18 protein-coding genes are annotated in these 18116 nt (G+C 46.1%); 16 read left to right on the forward strand and 2 right to left on the reverse strand.

The genetic code is table 11. The annotated features are described in order from the left end of the window. Window positions 1-17: 17 nt before the first annotated feature. The 7 genes from dxs (at window position 18) to spo0A (ending at window position 8371) form a co-directional block, all read left to right on the forward strand. The gene (dxs, locus tag AB4Y93_RS06645; RefSeq protein ID WP_441890173.1) at window positions 18-1943 is read left to right on the forward strand and encodes a 1-deoxy-D-xylulose-5-phosphate synthase; all 1926 of its coding nucleotides are present in this window, start codon (window positions 18-20) and stop codon (window positions 1941-1943) included. Window positions 1944-1955: 12 nt separating this feature from the next. Continuing rightward, entirely contained in the window at window positions 1956-2792 is an 837-nt protein-coding gene (locus tag AB4Y93_RS06650) for a TlyA family RNA methyltransferase (protein ID WP_441890175.1), read from the forward strand. A 377-nt stretch (window positions 2793-3169) separates the two neighbouring features. Beyond that, window positions 3170-3628, forward strand: coding sequence for a hypothetical protein (locus AB4Y93_RS06655; RefSeq protein WP_441890177.1), 459 nt, complete (start codon window positions 3170-3172; stop codon window positions 3626-3628). A 19-nt stretch (window positions 3629-3647) separates the two neighbouring features. Further along, window positions 3648-4100, forward strand: coding sequence for a transcriptional regulator AhrC/ArgR (ahrC, locus tag AB4Y93_RS06660; RefSeq protein WP_441890179.1), 453 nt, complete (start codon window positions 3648-3650; stop codon window positions 4098-4100). Between the two features lie 22 nt (window positions 4101-4122). Further along, window positions 4123-5832 carry a DNA repair protein RecN gene (gene recN, locus AB4Y93_RS06665; RefSeq protein WP_441890181.1) on the forward strand — a complete coding sequence of 570 codons (1710 nt, stop codon included), beginning with the start codon at window positions 4123-4125 and terminating at the stop codon, window positions 5830-5832. 123 nt (window positions 5833-5955) lie between these two features. Then, window positions 5956-7284 carry a SpoIVB peptidase gene (gene spoIVB, locus AB4Y93_RS06670; RefSeq protein ID WP_441890524.1) on the forward strand — a complete coding sequence of 443 codons (1329 nt, stop codon included), beginning with the start codon at window positions 5956-5958 and terminating at the stop codon, window positions 7282-7284. A 271-nt stretch (window positions 7285-7555) separates the two neighbouring features. Next, window positions 7556-8371, forward strand: coding sequence for a sporulation transcription factor Spo0A (gene spo0A, locus AB4Y93_RS06675; protein ID WP_441890183.1), 816 nt, complete (start codon window positions 7556-7558; stop codon window positions 8369-8371). 146 nt (window positions 8372-8517) lie between these two features. On the opposite strand, the gene AB4Y93_RS06680 is transcribed toward spo0A, so the two are convergent. Then, window positions 8518-8811 (reverse strand): DUF2627 domain-containing protein, encoded by a 294-nt coding sequence (locus AB4Y93_RS06680; RefSeq protein WP_441890185.1) that lies wholly within the window; start codon window positions 8809-8811, stop codon window positions 8518-8520. Between the two features lie 260 nt (window positions 8812-9071). Here AB4Y93_RS06680 and lpdA point away from each other — a divergent pair, with 260 nt between their 5' ends. The 6 genes from lpdA to AB4Y93_RS06710 all read left to right on the forward strand — a co-directional run bounded on the left by lpdA (window position 9072) and on the right by AB4Y93_RS06710 (window position 16003). Next, a complete protein-coding gene (gene lpdA, locus AB4Y93_RS06685) occupies window positions 9072-10499 on the forward strand; it encodes a dihydrolipoyl dehydrogenase (protein WP_441890187.1) in 1428 nt (475 codons plus the stop codon). Window positions 10500-10597: 98 nt separating this feature from the next. Continuing rightward, a complete protein-coding gene (locus AB4Y93_RS06690; protein ID WP_441890189.1) occupies window positions 10598-11617 on the forward strand; it encodes a thiamine pyrophosphate-dependent dehydrogenase E1 component subunit alpha in 1020 nt (339 codons plus the stop codon). A gap of 1 nt (window position 11618) precedes the next feature. After that, entirely contained in the window at window positions 11619-12602 is a 984-nt protein-coding gene (locus tag AB4Y93_RS06695; protein WP_167272752.1) for an alpha-ketoacid dehydrogenase subunit beta, read from the forward strand. 37 nt (window positions 12603-12639) lie between these two features. After that, entirely contained in the window at window positions 12640-13941 is a 1302-nt protein-coding gene (locus tag AB4Y93_RS06700; RefSeq protein WP_441890192.1) for a dihydrolipoamide acetyltransferase family protein, read from the forward strand. A gap of 19 nt (window positions 13942-13960) precedes the next feature. Beyond that, window positions 13961-14671 carry a lipoyl(octanoyl) transferase LipB gene (gene lipB, locus AB4Y93_RS06705; protein WP_441890194.1) on the forward strand — a complete coding sequence of 237 codons (711 nt, stop codon included), beginning with the start codon at window positions 13961-13963 and terminating at the stop codon, window positions 14669-14671. Window positions 14672-14875: 204 nt separating this feature from the next. Beyond that, complete coding sequence (locus AB4Y93_RS06710; RefSeq protein ID WP_441890196.1) at window positions 14876-16003, forward strand: M20/M25/M40 family metallo-hydrolase; 1128 nt, start codon at window positions 14876-14878, stop codon at window positions 16001-16003. Between the two features lie 19 nt (window positions 16004-16022). On the opposite strand, the gene mciZ is transcribed toward AB4Y93_RS06710, so the two are convergent. Further along, window positions 16023-16154 carry a Z-ring formation inhibitor MciZ gene (gene mciZ / locus AB4Y93_RS06715; protein WP_441890198.1) on the reverse strand — a complete coding sequence of 44 codons (132 nt, stop codon included), beginning with the start codon at window positions 16152-16154 and terminating at the stop codon, window positions 16023-16025. Window positions 16155-16262: 108 nt separating this feature from the next. Between mciZ and AB4Y93_RS06720 the strand changes: the two genes are divergently transcribed. The 3 genes from AB4Y93_RS06720 (at window position 16263) to fur (ending at window position 18101) form a co-directional block, all read left to right on the forward strand. Next, complete coding sequence (locus AB4Y93_RS06720; RefSeq protein WP_441890526.1) at window positions 16263-16820, forward strand: NUDIX domain-containing protein; 558 nt, start codon at window positions 16263-16265, stop codon at window positions 16818-16820. An 85-nt stretch (window positions 16821-16905) separates the two neighbouring features. Next, window positions 16906-17538: a stage II sporulation protein M gene (spoIIM, locus tag AB4Y93_RS06725; RefSeq protein ID WP_441890200.1), complete on the forward strand. Its 633-nt coding sequence runs from the start codon at window positions 16906-16908 to the stop codon at window positions 17536-17538. A gap of 104 nt (window positions 17539-17642) precedes the next feature. Further along, entirely contained in the window at window positions 17643-18101 is a 459-nt protein-coding gene (fur, locus tag AB4Y93_RS06730) for a ferric iron uptake transcriptional regulator (protein WP_441890202.1), read from the forward strand. Window positions 18102-18116: the final 15 nt, after the last annotated feature.

An 18116-nucleotide genomic window follows, 5' to 3' on the forward strand; every position in this document is an offset into this window, starting at 1 on the left:
GAATAAGATGTGATCTGATGTCGTATTCCAGAAAGCGAGGAAGTAACGTGCTGCTTGATCAAATTAACGGACCTCAAGATCTGAAAGATTTTTCATTGGAAGAGCTGGAGCAGTTATCTGAAGAGATTCGCCAGTTCCTCATTGCGAAGCTTTCCGTTACAGGTGGTCATCTCGCACCGAATCTTGGAGTTGTGGAGCTGACACTGGTCCTCCATTATCTTTTTGACAGTCCGAAGGATAAGTTTCTTTTTGACGTAGGTCATCAATCGTATGTTCATAAGATTCTGACCGGACGTAAAGACCGGTTTGATACATTACGTGAATATAAAGGTCTATGCGGTTTTGTTAAACGTGCTGAAAGTGAGCATGATGTTTGGGAAGCTGGACATAGCAGTACTTCACTTTCAGGAGCTATGGGCATGGCGTTGGCCCGTGATTTGAAAGGCGAAGACAACCGAGTGGTTGCCATTATTGGCGATGGTGCATTAACTGGCGGGATGGCATTAGAAGCACTCAACCATATTGGCGATGAGAAGAAAAACCTCATTGTTGTACTGAATGATAATGAGATGTCAATTGCTCCAAACGTAGGCGCGATGCACCATTATTTGAGCAAAATCCGTACAGACCGTCATTATCAGAAAGCGAAGGATGAACTTCAGCATTTCCTGAACAAAATCCCGGCAATCGGCGGTAAACTGGCTAAGACGGCAGAGCGGTTCAAGGACAGCCTGAAATATTTGCTTGTCAGCGGTATTTTGTTTGAGCAATTTGGATTCACTTACCTTGGTCCTGTTGATGGTCATGATATGGAACAAATGATTGAACTGTTCAAGCAGGCGGATTCCATTCCAGGGCCTGTACTGGTTCATGTGATTACGGTTAAAGGCAAAGGGTATTCACCAGCAGAAGCTGATTCCTTCAAGTGGCATGGCATCACGCCTTACAAAATTGAATCAGGTCAAGTAATGAAGGCAGTAGGCCCGCCAATGTATACCGATGTATTTGGTAATACATTGATTGAAATGGCTGAGAAGGACAAACGGATTGTTGCGGTTACTCCGGCAATGCCAGGTGGATCTGGGCTTCTCAAATTTGCAGAACGATTCCCTGACCGGATGATCGATGTTGGAATCGCCGAGCAGCATGCGGCAACCATGTCAGCAGCGCTTGCGATGGAAGGTATGAAGCCTGTCTACGCGGTATATTCAACTTTCCTGCAACGTGCTTACGACCAGGTTGTACATGATATTTGCCGACAAAATGCAAATGTAGTATTTGCAATTGACCGAGCGGGCTTTGTTGGGCCGGATGGTGAGACTCATCAGGGCGTATATGATATTGCCTTCTTGCGTCACATACCTAACCTTGTCATTATGATGCCGAAGGACGAAAATGAGCTTCGCCGTATGATGAAGACGGCAATTGATTATAATGAAGGACCTATTGCGGTTCGTTATCCCCGTATCAGTGGTCTTGGTGTCAAAATGGATGAAGAACTTCTACCGCTGCCAATTGGTAAGTGGGAGACAGTTAGAGAAGGCGATTCCGCTGTGATCCTGGCCATTGGACCAATGCTTCAGGTCGCAGAAGAAGCTGCAGAGCTTCTGAAGAGAGATGGCCTCAATGTACAAATCGTTAATGCCAGATTTATTAAACCACTTGATGAGGAAATGCTGCTCTCGTTTGCTTCGGAAGGCAAGCATATTCTTGTTATTGAAGAAAGCTCGGAGCTGGGCGGCTTTGGCAGTGCAGTACTGGAATTCTACTCCCTGCGGGGGATATATGGCATGCCGGTTCGGATTATGGGTGTTCCGGATCTGTTCGTGGAGCATGGCTCCATCAAGGAACAGCGTGTGGAAGTTGGCTTAACTGGAGAGCGAGCAGCAATGGAGCTTAAGAGCATGCTGCCAAGCCGCCAGAAGCGTGCAACAGGGCAGTAACGAAGGAGAACCATGACAACGACACCTAAGGAAAGAATAGATGTATTGCTTGTGGAACGCGGGTTCTATGAGAGCAGAGAGAAGGCCAAAGCAGCTGTTATGGCTGGTTTAGTGCTTGTGAATAACGAGCCTGTTGATAAAGGCGGCATGAAGATTCCGCGGGAAGCCGAGATCAAGGTCAAAGGAGCAGTTCACCCCTATGTAAGCAGAGGTGGACTTAAGCTTGAAAAAGCTATTCGCTCTTTTGAGATTGATTTGACGGACAGAGTTATGCTCGATATTGGGGCTTCTACTGGCGGTTTTACAGATTGTGCCTTGCAGAACGGTGCCTCATTTGTATATGCGATTGATGTCGGTTATAACCAACTTGATTGGTCACTTCGGCAAGATGAGCGCGTTTGTGTTATGGAGCGAACTAATTTCCGTTATACACAGCCGTCTGATTTGGAAGGACCACCTCCGACCTTTGCTACAATTGATGTATCCTTTATTTCGCTCAAGCTTATTTTACCAGCACTTAGTGGTCTGTTGAGCGTTGGTTCGGGTATTGTGGCACTAATAAAACCTCAATTCGAAGCAGGGCGTGAGAAGGTTGGAAAATCAGGTGTTGTTCGTGAACCTAGCGTTCACCAGGAAGTACTCGTGAAGGTTCTCCGTGCTGCTGCTGAACTAGGTTATAAGCTGCAGGACCTCACTTTCTCGCCAATCACTGGTGGTGAAGGCAATATTGAGTTTCTTGCCTATTGGACATGGGAAGACAAACCTAGTGAGCACCTGCCTGACGAACAAGCGATCACAGCTATTGTCCGTCAAGCAGGTGAGACATTTACTGTTCATAAAAAACATTAACCGTTGCAGAACTATGCTGATTCGTGAAATTAACTGCACTAGACAATCAAGACTGCGCAGGTGTGAAACATTTCCAAGGGAATGCTACGACCGCTATAAAAGCGGCCAGCGTTCCCTTTTGTTTTTCCTCTTTACAAACATGTGTTCGTTTTGCTAAACTAAAAGCAACCAAACATGCGTTCGTCCAATTGTTTGCAGTTTACGCTTGAATTCTAAGGATTTATAAGTTTTATCTTATAAATAGGACTTAGAATTCTCCGGAATGAAACGCGTCTCGCCATTTTAGGACGGCGAAACCTGTTTCACCTTGAGAGAGGAAAATGCTCCCTTCATCACGAACCAATTAAGAAAGGTTTTAATGGGATGGAGGGTTGCATATGGGAATGTACGGTGACTGGTTTATTATGCTGGTCGCTGGCGCATTTTTATTGTTCTGGTTATACCGAGGCGCCTATCGCTGGCTGCATCAGCCTATTAGTGTGAATCGTTTAACACTGGGAAAGGGCGGCGAGCTTACAGAAGATGATGAGAACATCATATTCCTGGAACGTTCAGGCTATGAGGTTCTATCTGGAAAGCATCGGGTTCCGATCAGAATAGACTTGGACGGACAATCACTTAACAGCCGACTATATATTGATTATATTGCTGAGCAAGATGGCAAAATGTATATAGTGAAAACTGCACGCGAACGAATGCCGATGGATTGGACTGGCAGCGGTGTAAGAGACCGTTTGCTCGTTTATTCGCTTCTGCTGCCGGAATGTACCGGAGTCCTATTCGTTGATGCGAAAGAGCAGATCATTCGGCAAATTATTTTTCATATAAGCGACTAGCATGTTTGGGAGGAACGTTATGAAAGGCATTAGACAGTACAAGATCAAGGAAATAATTACAAAACATACGATTGAGACGCAGGAGGAACTGGTGGACGCCCTTCGGGAGGCTGGCTTACAGGTTACTCAAGCAACTGTATCTAGAGATATGAAAGAACTGATGCTTATTAAAGTGCCCGCGGAGGATGGACGTTATAAGTACTCTCTGCCACAAGAACAACAGCGTCAGAATCCAGTTAATAAATTGAAACGTGCGCTAATTGACCATTTCACTCACATTGATTACACAGATAATCTTGTGGTTATGAAATGTTTACCTGGTACAGCCAATACGATTTGCGCGTTAATTGATAATATGGAATGGCCGGAAGTAATGGGGACCATATGCGGTGATGATACAATCCTTATTATTTGCCGGACCAAGGAGAAGAGCGGGGAGCTTGTTGAGAAGCTGCTCGAACTACTGAACTAAACATTGTTGGGGGTTATTGGCCATGCTGCGCGAGTTATCCATTCGGAATTTAGCGGTTATTGAGGAAGTAAACGTTTCGTTTCATCGTGGATTTCATGTATTAACAGGGGAGACAGGTGCGGGGAAATCGATTATTATCGATGCACTTAGCTTAATTGTTGGTGGACGAGGCTCCGCAGATATGGTCAGGTACGGTTGTGATAAAGCTGAGATGGAGGCAATGTTTGATTTGCCGGCTGTCCATCCAGTGTGGAATGTATTAGAACGGCTAGGGGTGCAAGCATCCAGAGAAGAGATGCTGGTGATTAGACGCGAGCTGACCTCGCATGGCAAGAGCAGCAGCCGCGTTAATGGTCAGCTTGTAACAATGACCATGCTGCGGGAGATAGGCGAATGCCTGGTGAATATTCATGGTCAACACGAGCATCAATCGTTGTTGCGTACAGAACAGCATTTGGAATGGCTGGATTTGTTCGCTGGCGATTTGCTCATCGAGCGAAAGACTGCTTACCGTGCTGTGTATCAGCAGCTACAGCAGTCACGTGCATCTGTGCGTGAATTAGAGGAGACAACACGTCATAACGTACAAATGCTCGACTTATATCGGTATCAGATTGAGGAAATTACGAATGCTAATTTAAAAACCGGTGAAGATGAACTGCTAGTGGAGGAGAAGCGCAAGCTGCAATATGCAGGTAAGCGCATGGACAGCGTGGCTGAAGCTTACGCTCTTCTATATAATGGCAAAGGCCTTGATGCAATTAGCAAAGCGATAACCAAGCTTACGGATATCCAAGGATATGACCCTGCAGTGCTGACACCTATGCTTGAGCAGCTGCAATCTGCCTTTTATCAAGCAGAGGATGCAGTGTTCCAATTGAGGGATTATCGGGATGGTATTGATTCTGATCCTGAGCAGCTCTCTATTATTGAAGACAGGCTTGATTTGATTAACGGTCTGAAACGTAAATATGGGGAGTCCATTCCGGAAATTCTCGATTATCTTGAACGAATTGCAACTGAACGAGACAAAATCGAGAACCGTGATGAATATTTGGAACAGCTGCGTAAGGATGAGCTTCGCCTTTATCTTCAGGCACATGAATTAGCGCAGGAGCTGTCAGAGCTTCGTGCTCATGCGTCGGATCGATTATCGGCAGCCATTGAGCTTGAGCTAAAGCAGCTTCAAATGGGCAATACCGTATTTCGCGTGAAATTGGATCATCCGGCAACATCGGATACTGCAGAAATGGCTGCTTTAAATGCAAATGGCATTGATGAAGCCATCTTTATGTTATCGACTAACCCAGGTGAGCCGCTTAAGCCATTAAATAAAATTGCCTCCGGTGGTGAAATGTCACGTATTATGCTCGCCCTGAAAGCGATATTTGCTGAAATCGATCAGGTACCGGTGCTTATTTTCGACGAGGTTGATACTGGCGTCAGTGGCAGAGCAGCACAAGCCATTGCAGAGAAGATGTCGCAGCTCTCCGCGAAATGTCAGATCTTCTCGATTACACATTTGCCTCAAGTTGCATGTATGGCCGATCATCATTACGAAATTCGTAAGCATATTATTGAACAGCGTACTTCGACGAATGTGACGAAGCTTGCGGAGCAGACACGAATTGAGGAACTTGCCCGTATGTTGGGCGGTGTAGAAGTCACGGAAAAAACTCGTCATCATGCTCAAGAAATGCTTGTTTTGGCGGATCGACAGAAAGGAGCCTAATGGTAGGCATTCAGGGAATGTTTTTGCGGTCATAAAACATACGGCAGAGGGTAACTTAAAGGTACGCCAATGGCGAAACGACCTACCTCGTCATGCGATGGAATAACAGGGAGCGTGAAATCATTGAACTCCAGCCCAAGGAAGAAATGGTTTGGCCTAGTTCTCGTTATCTGCGTCTGCATGATCGGACTCTCCGCGCCGTTTCAACATTTTGCCGCATTTCCGAATGAACTTCGTTTATTCTCCGGCCAACTGAAACGATTACAATATGGAGTTCCCGTACATGCAGAAGTTACCGTGGATCCACGAATGCTTCAAATTAATGGCTCAACCCGTCAGTCATTATCAGTCAATTTGAACGACCCAATCTCGTTAGAGCCGCATCAAAGCGGACAAACGAGCATGAAAGTGAAATTATTTGGTAAAATCCCGTTTAAGACTGTCAAAGTAAATGTCGTACCGGATTTGCGGGTAATTCCCGGAGGCCAGACAATTGGTGTGAAAGTGAAATCCGCAGGCATTCTCGTTGTTGGTCATCATCAGGTACGAGCAAGTAACGGTACGAAGGAGTCGCCAGGTGAAAAGGCTGGTCTCCGTTTGGGTGATCTTATTATTAGGATCGATGGGCAGAATATCAATGAGGTACGCAAGGTCGCTGATCTAGTGGAACAAGCAGGCAAACAGCAGCGCCCACTTTCGATCACTTACAAACGCGGCGGGACAATTGGGGAAACGAAGCTTTATCCGATCAGAGATGCTGAGGAACGTAACTGGAGGCTTGGTCTCTATATTCGAGACTCTGCGGCCGGTGTAGGTACATTAACGTTCTATGCCCCTGATCAAGGTGTCTACGGCGCTCTTGGCCATGTGATTACGGATATGGATACACAAACGCCAATCGAAGTTGGCGAGGGTCAAATTTTGCAATCCAGCGTGACGTCCATTAACAAAAGTCAAACGGGCGAACCGGGAGAGAAACGTGCGCATTTCGTGAAGGAAAGCAAAGTTCTAGGGAATATAGAACGTAATACACCATTCGGTATTTTTGGCAAGATGAGTGAAAATCCGAATCATAGCTATAGCGAAAAATCAATTCCGGTGACATTTGCTGAAGAAGTGAAGGAAGGACCGGCTCAAATTTTGACTGTTGTTAATGGTCAGAAGGTCGAACGATTTGATATTGAAATCGCTCATGTAACCAGACAGCCAGCGCCGGCAACGAAAGGTATGGTTATTAAGATTACCGATAAACGTCTTCTTGATAAAACAGGAGGAATCGTTCAAGGGATGTCTGGATCGCCAATCATTCAGAACGGGAAGCTTGTTGGGGCAGTAACACATGTATTTGTTAATGATCCTTCTTCTGGTTATGGCTGCTTTATTGAATGGATGCTTCAGGATGCTGGGATTTTGATGAAGGAGCAACAATCTTCTCAAGGTACAGCTGCATAATGAAGCTTTAAATGAATAAAACCGCTGGTTGGCCATAGCAAGCCATCAGCGGTTTCTTATTTTCAGAACGTCAATAAATGATTAGATTTGTCGAATATTTTCGAAGCGCATCATAAATTGTAATAAATTATTTATTATAACGAAAAAGATTAAAAAATCAAAGGAAAAAATTTTTCGACAGAAGGAATTTAAAGTCACATGTCGAAAACTTAATTCAAGACAACTAGGGAAGGTAATCGTAAGTGAATACCATTTAAGGGAGGACCAGACCTTGCACAAGATCGAAGTATTGCTGGCAGATGACAATCGTGAATTCACCAATTTATTATCCGAATACATATCGGAACAAAATGATATGAACGTAAGCGGAGTAGCTTATAACGGTGAAGAGGTATTGTCTTATTTTGAAGAAGGCAGAAAAATACCGGATGTTCTAATTCTTGATATTATAATGCCGCATTTAGATGGTCTAGGCGTATTGGAACGTATAAAAGAAATGAATATTTCTCCAATGCCCAAAATCATTATGCTGACTGCATTTGGTCAAGAAAACATCACTCAAAAAGCCGTTCAGCTTGGCGCGTCATATTATATTTTGAAACCGTTCGATATGGAAATTTTAGCGAACCGTATCCGCCAATTGGTGAGCAATACAACGTTTTCATCCTCGGCATCATTTAGTTCTGCCGCAACAACGACGATCAAATCAAATGTCGTCCCGCTTGCAAAAGGAAAAAACCTGGACGCGAATATTACAAGTATTATCCATGAGATTGGTGTTCCTGCTCATATTAAAGGTTATCAGTACTTGCGAGAAGCAATTACCATGGTGTATAACAATATCGAAATTCTTGGAGCAATTACTAAAACCCTTTATCCTGCGATTGCTGAAAAGTTCAAAACGACGCCGTCCCGCGTCGAACGTGCGATTCGCCACGCAATTGAAGTCGCATGGACGCGAGGCAATATAGACAGTATCAGCCACTTGTTCGGCTATACAATTAACATCAGCAAGTCGAAGCCAACCAACAGCGAGTTCATCGCTATGGTAGCAGACAAGCTGCGGATCGAGCATAAAGTTAGCTAAATCAAAAAACCGCTATTTATTATTGGGTCTGATTTTACCAATATGAAGGCGGTTTTTTCTTTCTATTAGATCCTGAGCTCAAATAGCTGTTAAATAAAAAACACCCCGCAGCACTCTAAGAGTTGTCGCGGGGTGTTCTATGTAGCTTAAGCTTGCGGCTTTGGTGGTCTAGGCCGCTTCGGGCGGAATCTAGGGGCAACATAATTGCGTTTGCGGTCACGGAAGAAGATCCAGCCGCCGATAAAACCTACTCCAATGGCAAACAATACAAGACCAAACAGGAAGCTAAGCCATTGAAAGTCTGGAGTAATCGCATCATTACCGAAAGCAGAGAAGTAATTAAATATAGCATTTTTGATTTTCAGAAAACCAAAACAAGCCAGAAGGCCAGGAATGACAAGCAGCAGAACGGCAATTAAACGAGCAGTGACTAATCTCATGCGTTTGTTGTTCTCCTTATGATCTGATGTACTTTCCTATGATACCTTTTTATGCTGGCAGTGTCTATTTCGGAAATTTAACGATGTAAATAGGGTTGAAAAAAGGTACAATAGGACGAGTGGTATTAATGATGTGGAATGCTTACGAAGTAAGAATTGTCACAAATTCACCCATAATGGTCTTACTAGGTAACAATTCTTTAAGCTGAAGCTGACGAAGCAAGAATTGCTTCGCAATTCTTTTTAGGAGGGAATACATAATGACAATCCAAGTGGATGTAGCTGTGCTTGGTGGTGGCCCAGGCGGATATACGGCGGCGATTAGAGCCGCACAGCTTGGCAAAAGCGTAGCAATCGTCGAGCTGGATAAGCTAGGCGGCACTTGCTTACATAGAGGTTGTATACCAAGTAAATCGCTTCTTCGCAGCGCGGAAGTATATGCGACTTTGCTGGAAGCTGATAAATACGGGATTTCGGTGGCGGACGGGGCGTTGTCGCTAAATTTCAATAAAGTACAGGAACGGAAGGAAAAGACGGTTGAGCAGCTGCATCGCGGCTTGAAGGGTCTTATGAAAAAATACGATATTCAAATTATAAATGGTAAAGGCCGGGTTATTGGTCCTTCCATTTTTTCTCCGCGCAGTGGTTCGCTGGCAGTAGAACTTGCCGATGGTGAAATGGAGTCGGTTGTATCTACAAACCTGATTATCGCAACGGGCTCACGGCCTCGTCATCTGCCGGGTCTAAAACCGGATGGTGTGCATATTTTGTCCAGCGACGATGCTCTTCAGCTTGATACCCTTCCAGCGTCGATTCTCATTGTTGGTGGCGGCGTGATTGGTGTGGAATGGGCTTCCATGCTGCAGGACTTTGGTGTACAAGTAACACTTGTAGAAGTAGGTGGCAGATTGCTGCCAGGTGAAGATGTGGAAGTATCAGCAGAGCTTACTCGTCTGCTTCGGCGCCGTGGTGTTAGAGTATTAACTAATGTTCAATTAAAGACAGAAGAAATATCCATTAATGCAGATGAAGTGTCTATTAACGCTGAGACCTCGGAAGGTAATATTCTGATTACAGCTAATAAGATGCTGCTGTCTGTTGGCCGTCAAGCAAACATCGAAGGAATTGGCTTGGAAAACACAGATATTCAGACGAAAAACGGTTTTATTTATGCCAATGAACATGGTCAAACGACTGAGCCGCATATTTACGCGATTGGTGATGTGATCGGTGGCGTTCAGCTTGCGCATGCAGCAGCACACGAAGGTGTAACAGCAGCCGAGCATATTGCTGGTCATAAGAAAGAAGCCGTTGATCCAAACCTAATCCCTCGTTGTATCTATTCACGTCCTGAAGTGGCCTCTTATGGCTTAACCGAAGATAGCGCACGGTCTAAAGGGCATGATATTAAGACGGGGAAAATCCCATTCCAGGCGATTGGCAAAGCACTTGTTCTCGGTGAAGCTGATGGCTTCGTGAAGGTTATTGCTGACCGCAAAACAAATGATATTCTAGGCGTCCATATGATTGGTCCTCATGCAACGGATTTAATCTCGGAAGCTTCTCTTGCGGGGTTATTAAACGCTTCGCCATGGGAAGTAGGACAGCTTATACATCCACATCCAACCTTATCGGAAGCACTTGGCGAAGCGATGCTTGCTATTGATGGCAAATCACTGGCTCTGTAGTAGTGAAACATTTTCTTTTTCGTCCAAATGCGGTTATAATAAGTAATATCAAGTCTTAGTACCTGGTTTTAAAATCAGGTTAAAGGAGGCAAAACCTCATGAGTCAAAAGGGTTCAACCGAACAAACCTTTCGTCACAATGAACTGGGCTTAAGCAATGAGCTAGCCGTTGAAATGTATGCAACGATGGTGCTTTCCCGCAAATTTGACGAGAGAAATATGCTCTTGCAGCGCGCTGGTAAAATCAACTTCCACGTATCCGGCATCGGCCAAGAAGTGGCGCAGGTTGCTGCTGCTTTCGCGTTAGACCGGGAGAATGATTACTTCCTGCCTTATTATCGCGATTATGGATTTGTACTTGCGGTAGGAATGACTGTAAAAGAACTGATGCTGTCTGTATTCGCGAAGGCGGAAGATCCGAACAGCGGCGGTCGTCAAATGCCTGGCCATTTCGGCAGCAAGCGTCTTCGTATTGTGACTGGTTCAAGTCCGGTAACTACACAAGTGCCGCATGCAGTAGGCATTGCAATGGCAGCGAAGATGAAGAAGCAGCCAATCGTCAGTTTCGTAACATTCGGAGAAGGCTCGAGCAACCAAGGGGACTTCCATGAAGGCTGTAATTTTGCCGGAGTACATAAACTTCCGGTTATCTTAATGTGCGAGAACAATCAATACGCGATTTCTGTACCTGTGCACAAGCAGCTTGGCGGACGTGTTGCAGACCGTGCATTGGGTTATGGCTTCCCAGGATTCCAGGTTGACGGTAATGACGCCCTGGAAGTATTCCGCGTCGTGAAAGAAGCTCGTGAACGGGCAATTGCTGGCGAAGGTCCAACACTTATTGAAGCAATGATGTACCGTTTATCCCCGCATTCTACTTCCGATAATGATCTTGCATACCGTACGAAGGAAGAAGTGGACGAGAACCGGGCGAAGGACGGTATTCCTAAATATAAGCAGTATTTAGAAGAGTGCGGCCTTTGGAACGAGGAGCTGGAAGCAGAGCTTCTGGCACGTATCCGGAAAGTGGTCGATGAAGCAACGGAATATGGCGATAACGCTCCATTCCCTGCGCCTGAGTCCGTACTATTGCATGTGTATGCAGAGGAGGGACACTAAGATGGCGAATATGGATTATATCGATGCTATTCGGTTGGCAATGAAGGAAGAAATGGAACGCGATGAGGATGTATTCGTGCTTGGGGAGGACGTCGGAGTAAAAGGCGGCGTATTCACAACAACAAAAGGTCTGCAGGAGCAGTTTGGCGAAAGCCGTGTCCTCGATACGCCGCTTGCGGAGTCCGCTATTGCAGGCGTCGCGATTGGTGCAGCCATGTATGGCATGAAGCCAATTGCGGAAATGCAGTACTCGGACTTTATGTTCCCCGCAACGAACCAGATCATCAGCGAAGCGGCTAAAATCCGATACCGCTCAAATAATGACTGGACCTGTCCGATCGTTATCCGTGCTCCAATCGGCGGCGGTATTTTTGGCGGCTTGTACCATTCCCAGTGTCCGGAATCCGTATTTTTTGGGACTCCCGGCCTGAAGATTGTGGCACCATACAGAGCTTATGATGCAAAAGGGCTGCTCAAGGCTGCGGTACGCGACCCAGACCCTGTTATTTATTTCGAAAATAAAAAATGCTATAAAATGATCAATGGCGATGTGCCGGCTGATGATTATATTGTAGAAATCGGCAAAGCGAATGTTCTTCGTGAAGGCGATGATATTACAGTAATCGGCTACAGCATGCCTCTTATGTTTGTTGAGCAAGCGGCGGCAGATCTTGAACAGGAAGGTATCAGCACTCATATTCTTGATTTGAGAACCTTGCAGCCATTGGATAAAGAAGCCATTCTCGCAGCAGTACGCAAGACAGGCAAGGTTCTGATTATTCATGAAGATAACAAAACTGGCGGCGTAGGTGCAGAAGTATCGGCTATTATTGCGGAAGAGCTGTTGTTTGAGCTGGATGCTCCAATCCAAAGGCTCTGCAGTCCGGATGTACCGGCTATGCCGATCAACCCGCCGGGCGAGAAGTACTACATGCTTAATAAAGATAAAGTAAAAGAAGCAATGCGCAATTTGGCGCTATATTAAGCGGCAAGCACGCGTCAGGTAGGGAGATGAATAGTTAATGAAATCAGTGAAGGAGATCGTCATTCCTCAGTTGGCGGAATCATTGGTCTCGGCGACAATTGATAAATGGCTGAAGCAACCTGGTGACCGGATTGAGATGTATGAGCCGATCTGTGAGCTTATTACAGATAAAGTAAGCGCCGAGCTGCCTTCGACTTTTGCAGGTACGATAGTTGAGATTATGGTTGGCAACGGCGAGACAGTTCCCGTTGGTACTCCTGTATGCCGTGTAGAGACTGAAGTGGCATCCTCAGAAGCTGCTCAGGTTTCTCCAGGGGCTAACGGTGCACTAGCTAATGAAAGCTTGCAAGCAGCAGATGAAGGCGATAAATCGATGCGTAATCGTTTTTCTCCGGTTGTACAGCAGTTAGCTGCTGAGCATGGCGTTCGTCTAGCTGACGTGTCCGGAACAGGACTTGGCGGAAGAATTACGCGTAAGGACATATTGGCTTACGTTGCTTCAGGAGCAGGACAAGCAGCGGCCAAACCAGTTGCTGCGCCTACTAGTACAACGGTGTCGGAAGTTCGTTCATCTGGACTGCATTTGACCGAGTCCCCTCGTACACCAACCGTGAATAATCAAAGTACATCGAATTCCGGCCGTGGAGAAGACTTCATTGACGTATCGCCGATTCGCAGTGCGATTGCACGTAATACCATGCTTAGCGTCAATGAAATTCCGCATGGCTGGATGATGATTGAAGTTGATGTGACGAATCTGGTTCAGCTTCGCAATAAAGTGAAGGATGAATTCATGAAGCGCGAAGGGATCAACCTGACGTACTTGGCCTTTGTACTTAAAGCAGTCGTCAATGCGCTGAAAGACTTCCCGATCATGAACTCGATGTGGGCGGTGGACAAAATCATCGTGAAGCGGGATATCAATATTTCGCTTGCGGTAGGTACGGAAGAATCCGTCGCAACACCGGTCATTAAGAATGCCGATCACAAAACAATTGCTGGGCTCGCACGCGAAATCGATGATTTGGCTCGTCGCGGCCGTGAAGGTAAGCTAACGCTATCTGATATGCAGGGCGGTACCTTCACTGTGAATAACACGGGTTCATTTGGTTCTATCATCACGAACCCGATCATTAATTATCCACAAGCTGCCATTCTGACCTTCGAATCAATTGTGAAACGTCCTGTCGTGATTAACGACATGATTGCGATCCGTTCGATGGCCAATATGTGCTTGTCCCTTGACCATCGTGTGCTTGACGGCGTCATTTGCGGCCGTTTCCTGCAACGTGTGAAGGACAATTTGGAAAGCTTTAATCAAGACACGAAATTGTATTAAGAAACGGGGTAATCCAGGCATGACTAACACGGTAAAGCAACACGTGAAGCGGCAATTGGAAGCCCGATATATACCGATGATCGGTTATGCGGAAGCTTGGGAGCTGCAGAAATCGATCGTGCGGCAAATCAGCCAGGAGGAGCGTCAGGAGACGCTTCTCCTTCTTCAGCATCCGCCGACTTATACATTAGGTACGGATCGTCATCATGAGCATTTGCTGTTAAGTGAAGATGAGCTGAGAGAGCGCGGGATATCGGTCTTTGAAATCGATCGGGGCGGGGATATTACCTATCATGGTCCAGGACAACTAGTTGGTTATCCGATGCTGTTCCTTCCGATGGAGGGGCTGGATCTGCATGCTTATCTTCGGACGGTTGAACAAGCAATAATCAATTGGCTGGCCGAATATGGTATAGAAGCGGGAAGAAAACCGGAATATACAGGGGTATGGGTTGGGAATGAGAAAATTGCCGCTATCGGGGTGAAATTTAATAGAGCCCGAGATCGGGGAGGATTTGTAACCAGCCACGGGTTTGCTTTGAATATCGAGGCGGGTATTGGCAATCAGGGCTTTAGCGGCATTATCCCTTGCGGGATAGAGGAGTATGGGGTCACATCATTTAATGACCTTACAAACCAGAAGGTAACCGTCGAAGAGGCAGCGCGGCAGTTACTGCCGCATTTCTGCCATGTATTCGGGTTTGATATTCCCGAGCTGCTAGAGCAGTGAGCTGAGCGAAGCAACAAGTGTCGTGATCACCAAGGCAGCTACAACTAGAATAGCAACTAGACGAATAAGCTTTTGCATCTTCAAAGATAAAACTCCTTTCTCAACTATTTGAAGCGTAAACGCTTGTCCCGCCATCAGGAGGGGCAGCATGAGGTGTGGCTATAAGTCTATTGTAAACGAAAACAACGAATGGAGGGAATAGTTATGGTCAATCAGGATCGTATTGTTAATGAATTTATCGAATTGGTGAAGGTAGACAGCGAGACGAGGTTTGAACAAGAAATCAGCAAAGTACTAAAAGCAAAATTCACGGAGCTCGGACTATCGATAGAAGAAGATGACGCTCAGGAGAAAACAGGTCATGGCGCGAATAATCTGTTCGTTTACATGGAAGGTTCGGAAGCGGATCATGCACCAACCATTCTGTTTACTTCGCATATGGATACAGTGGCGCCAGGTAATGGGATTAAGCCGCAGATTGACAGTGACGGATACATACGCAGTGATGGGACGACCATTCTTGGCAGCGATGATAAAGCAGGGCTTGCGGCTATGCTGGAGGCGATTCGCGTCTTGAAAGAAAATAATATTCCTCATGGTCCTATTCAATTCGTTATTACAGTAGGAGAAGAATCGGGTCTTCTAGGCGCGCGGAGTATGGATGCTTCTAAATTGAAAGCATCATTTGGCTATGCCATTGATTCCAATGGCTCAATTGGGGATATGGCGGTTGCCGCTCCAACTCAGGCGAAAGTGATCATGAAGCTTCATGGCAAATCCGCTCATGCTGGAGTAAATCCGGAAGATGGCATCAGTGCAATTCAAGTGGCGGCAAAGGCCATTTCCCGTATGCCTCTTGGCCGTATTGATAAAGAGACAACTGCAAATATCGGAAGCTTTGAAGGGGGCGGTGCGACAAATGTCGTATGCGACTTCGTGAAGCTGGTAGCGGAAGCGCGCAGCATTGCGCAGGAGAAGCTGGACCGGCAGGTCGAGGCGATGCGTCAAGCACTGGAGAGCGCAGCAGAGGAATTTGGTGCACGTGCTGAGTTTGAGAGCAGCTTAATCTACCCGGCTTATGTGCATGACGATAATGCTCCTGTTGTTCAGTTGGCCAAAGCAGCGGCAACAGCAATTGGACTTACGCCGCGCACCTTCCACTCGGGTGGCGGCAGCGATGCTAATATTTTCAACGGGCTTGGTGTTCCTACGGTCAATCTTTCTGTTGGTTATGAGCATATTCATACGACGAAGGAGCAAATCAAGGTCGCTGATCTTGTTAAGATCACAGAGCTGGTTATTGAAATTATTAAGCAAGCTGCTAAAGCATAAGAGCTGCTTAGTATATCAACTACTTTGTTTTCTGCGGGGAAAGCAGCTTGTTGAGCGGAATATCCAATCTGGAAAGCTTACGAAGCTGGCGTTGAATTTCCCATGCTTTACCGACAAGACGAAGCTCATTATGCGTTAAATATTGTTTCATCCTTAACACTCTCCTTGTTTAGTAGCTATAAGCAATGGATATGTAAGAATGGGACAAGTTATTCCGATTACAGATGCAGATATTAAACGGATTGGAGAGAGGAAAAAGATGAGTCAGAATAATGAGCTGTGGCGTGAGGAAACGATCAGCACAGAACCGATCTTTGAGGGGAAAATGATTACGCTTCAGGTAGACACGGTTGCGATGCCTGATGGTCGTACGGCTACCCGGGAGATTGTAAAACATCCTGGAGCTGCAGCAGTAATGGCACTACTCGATGGTAAGCTGCTCGTTGTAGAACAGTTCCGTAAGCCGCTTGAGAAGTTCCAGATCGAAATTCCTGCCGGCAAGCTGGACGCAGGAGAGGATCCGCTTGAGGCGGCCGCACGTGAGCTGGAAGAAGAGACAGGTTACCGGGCTGACAGCTTGAAGCTGGTCAGCGCATTCTTCACTTCTCCCGGATTTGCTGATGAGAAATTGTATCTTTATTTTGCCGATCAGGTAACATTAGGTACACAGCATATGGACGAAGATGAGTATTTGCAGGTAGAAGCCATTACGCTTGAGCAGGCGGAAGCTTATATCGCAGAGGGTCGTATCAGCGACGCGAAGACGGTTCTGGCTGTGTATGCGTGGAAGCTTTATCAATTGACAGGAACCATTTAAATCTTGTCCAAGCTGCTCTCTCAAACGTCATACGATGAAGTAAGGGATCATACACTTTACCATCGGGACAAGGGGGGAGTGTGCCATGCGTTCGCCAACTTTTCAAGAATCGGTGAAAAATCAGCTGACTTTATATGTTTTCGTAGCGGTATTGTTTGTCGTAGGGGCTATATTCGGCGGGCTGATGGTTAACGCTTTGACACTGGAGCAGCAGCAGGATTTGGCGACAGATGTCAATCAATATATCCGACTTATTAATGACGGCGTGACGCCGGATGCAGCGTTGTCATTTTGGGATCGGCTCTTTTTCCATGGCAAATGGCTGTTTCTATTATGGTTTCTTGGCATATCCGTTGTAGGAGTACCGTTTGTTCTTGCACTCGATTTCTTGAAAGGAGCGCTTGTTGGCTTTGCTGTCGGGTCACTCATTACCCAGCACGCCTGGAAGGGAGTACTGTTCTCTCTAGCCTCTATCGCTCCGCCTAATCTGATCATCGTTCCGGCGATTATGATTACGAGTGTAGCAGCACTCACTTTTTCGACATTTGTGATCAAGAACAGGCTCTTGCAGCAAAAAGGAGCTTTAGCCCCACAAATAGCCAGCTTTACGTCAACTGCACTGCTGATGCTTCTGCTCCTTGCTGGTGCAGCACTGCTGGAAGCGTATCTTTCGCCCTATTTTATGCAGTGGGCAGCTCCTTATCTGACGGGAGCGTAGACAGGAGTATATAGGCAAAATGTTTGACTTTAGGAATGGTTAACCCCTATAATGAAAGCAAACGTTTCCTGATGTTGGCGCAGACATGTGGTAGGGGGGAAATCATGGAAGCCCGGATTGAGAAGATTAAACAACAGTTGCAGTCGCAGGGCTACAAATTAACCCCGCAGCGTGAAGCAACCGTCCGTGTATTACTTGAGAATGAAGATGATCATTTAAGCGCGGAAGATGTGTTCATGCTCGTAAAGGACAAGGCACCGGAAATCGGCCTCGCTACTGTATATCGGACGCTAGAATTGTTGAGCGAGATGCATGTGGTTGAAAAACTTAACTTTGGCGACGGTGTTGCCCGCTATGATCTTCGGACAGATAGCAGCAAGCATCATCACCATCATCTAATTTGCGTACAGTGCGGCGCAATGGACGAGATCAAGGAAGATTGGCTGCTTCCACTGGAAGAGCGGCTGGAGCAGGAATACGGGTTCACCGTACTCGATCATCGTCTCGACTTCCAAGGGATCTGTCATCGCTGCAACGCAAATACTGACAAAACAAATGAATAAACGGCTTTGCTGCCC

It is taken from the genome of Paenibacillus sp. YAF4_2, assembly GCF_052113225.1.
Classification (GTDB): Bacteria; Bacillota; Bacilli; order Paenibacillales; family Paenibacillaceae; genus Pristimantibacillus.

Coding starts and splice junctions, on each gene's coding strand:
- mciZ (WP_441890198.1), bottom strand. CDS start 16,154: ATGAAACAATATTTAACGCATAATGAGCTTCGTCTTGTCGGTAAAGCA.
- dxs (WP_441890173.1), top strand. CDS start 18: ATGTCGTATTCCAGAAAGCGAGGAAGTAACGTGCTGCTTGATCAAATT.
- lpdA (WP_441890187.1), top strand. CDS start 9,072: ATGACAATCCAAGTGGATGTAGCTGTGCTTGGTGGTGGCCCAGGCGGA.
- AB4Y93_RS06695 (WP_167272752.1), top strand. CDS start 11,619: ATGGCGAATATGGATTATATCGATGCTATTCGGTTGGCAATGAAGGAA.
- AB4Y93_RS06720 (WP_441890526.1), top strand. CDS start 16,263: ATGAGTCAGAATAATGAGCTGTGGCGTGAGGAAACGATCAGCACAGAA.
- AB4Y93_RS06690 (WP_441890189.1), top strand. CDS start 10,598: ATGAGTCAAAAGGGTTCAACCGAACAAACCTTTCGTCACAATGAACTG.
- AB4Y93_RS06650 (WP_441890175.1), top strand. CDS start 1,956: ATGACAACGACACCTAAGGAAAGAATAGATGTATTGCTTGTGGAACGC.
- AB4Y93_RS06655 (WP_441890177.1), top strand. CDS start 3,170: ATGGGAATGTACGGTGACTGGTTTATTATGCTGGTCGCTGGCGCATTT.
- AB4Y93_RS06710 (WP_441890196.1), top strand. CDS start 14,876: ATGGTCAATCAGGATCGTATTGTTAATGAATTTATCGAATTGGTGAAG.
- spoIIM (WP_441890200.1), top strand. CDS start 16,906: ATGCGTTCGCCAACTTTTCAAGAATCGGTGAAAAATCAGCTGACTTTA.
- AB4Y93_RS06700 (WP_441890192.1), top strand. CDS start 12,640: ATGAAATCAGTGAAGGAGATCGTCATTCCTCAGTTGGCGGAATCATTG.
- lipB (WP_441890194.1), top strand. CDS start 13,961: ATGACTAACACGGTAAAGCAACACGTGAAGCGGCAATTGGAAGCCCGA.
- AB4Y93_RS06680 (WP_441890185.1), bottom strand. CDS start 8,811: ATGAGATTAGTCACTGCTCGTTTAATTGCCGTTCTGCTGCTTGTCATT.
- fur (WP_441890202.1), top strand. CDS start 17,643: ATGGAAGCCCGGATTGAGAAGATTAAACAACAGTTGCAGTCGCAGGGC.
- ahrC (WP_441890179.1), top strand. CDS start 3,648: ATGAAAGGCATTAGACAGTACAAGATCAAGGAAATAATTACAAAACAT.
- recN (WP_441890181.1), top strand. CDS start 4,123: ATGCTGCGCGAGTTATCCATTCGGAATTTAGCGGTTATTGAGGAAGTA.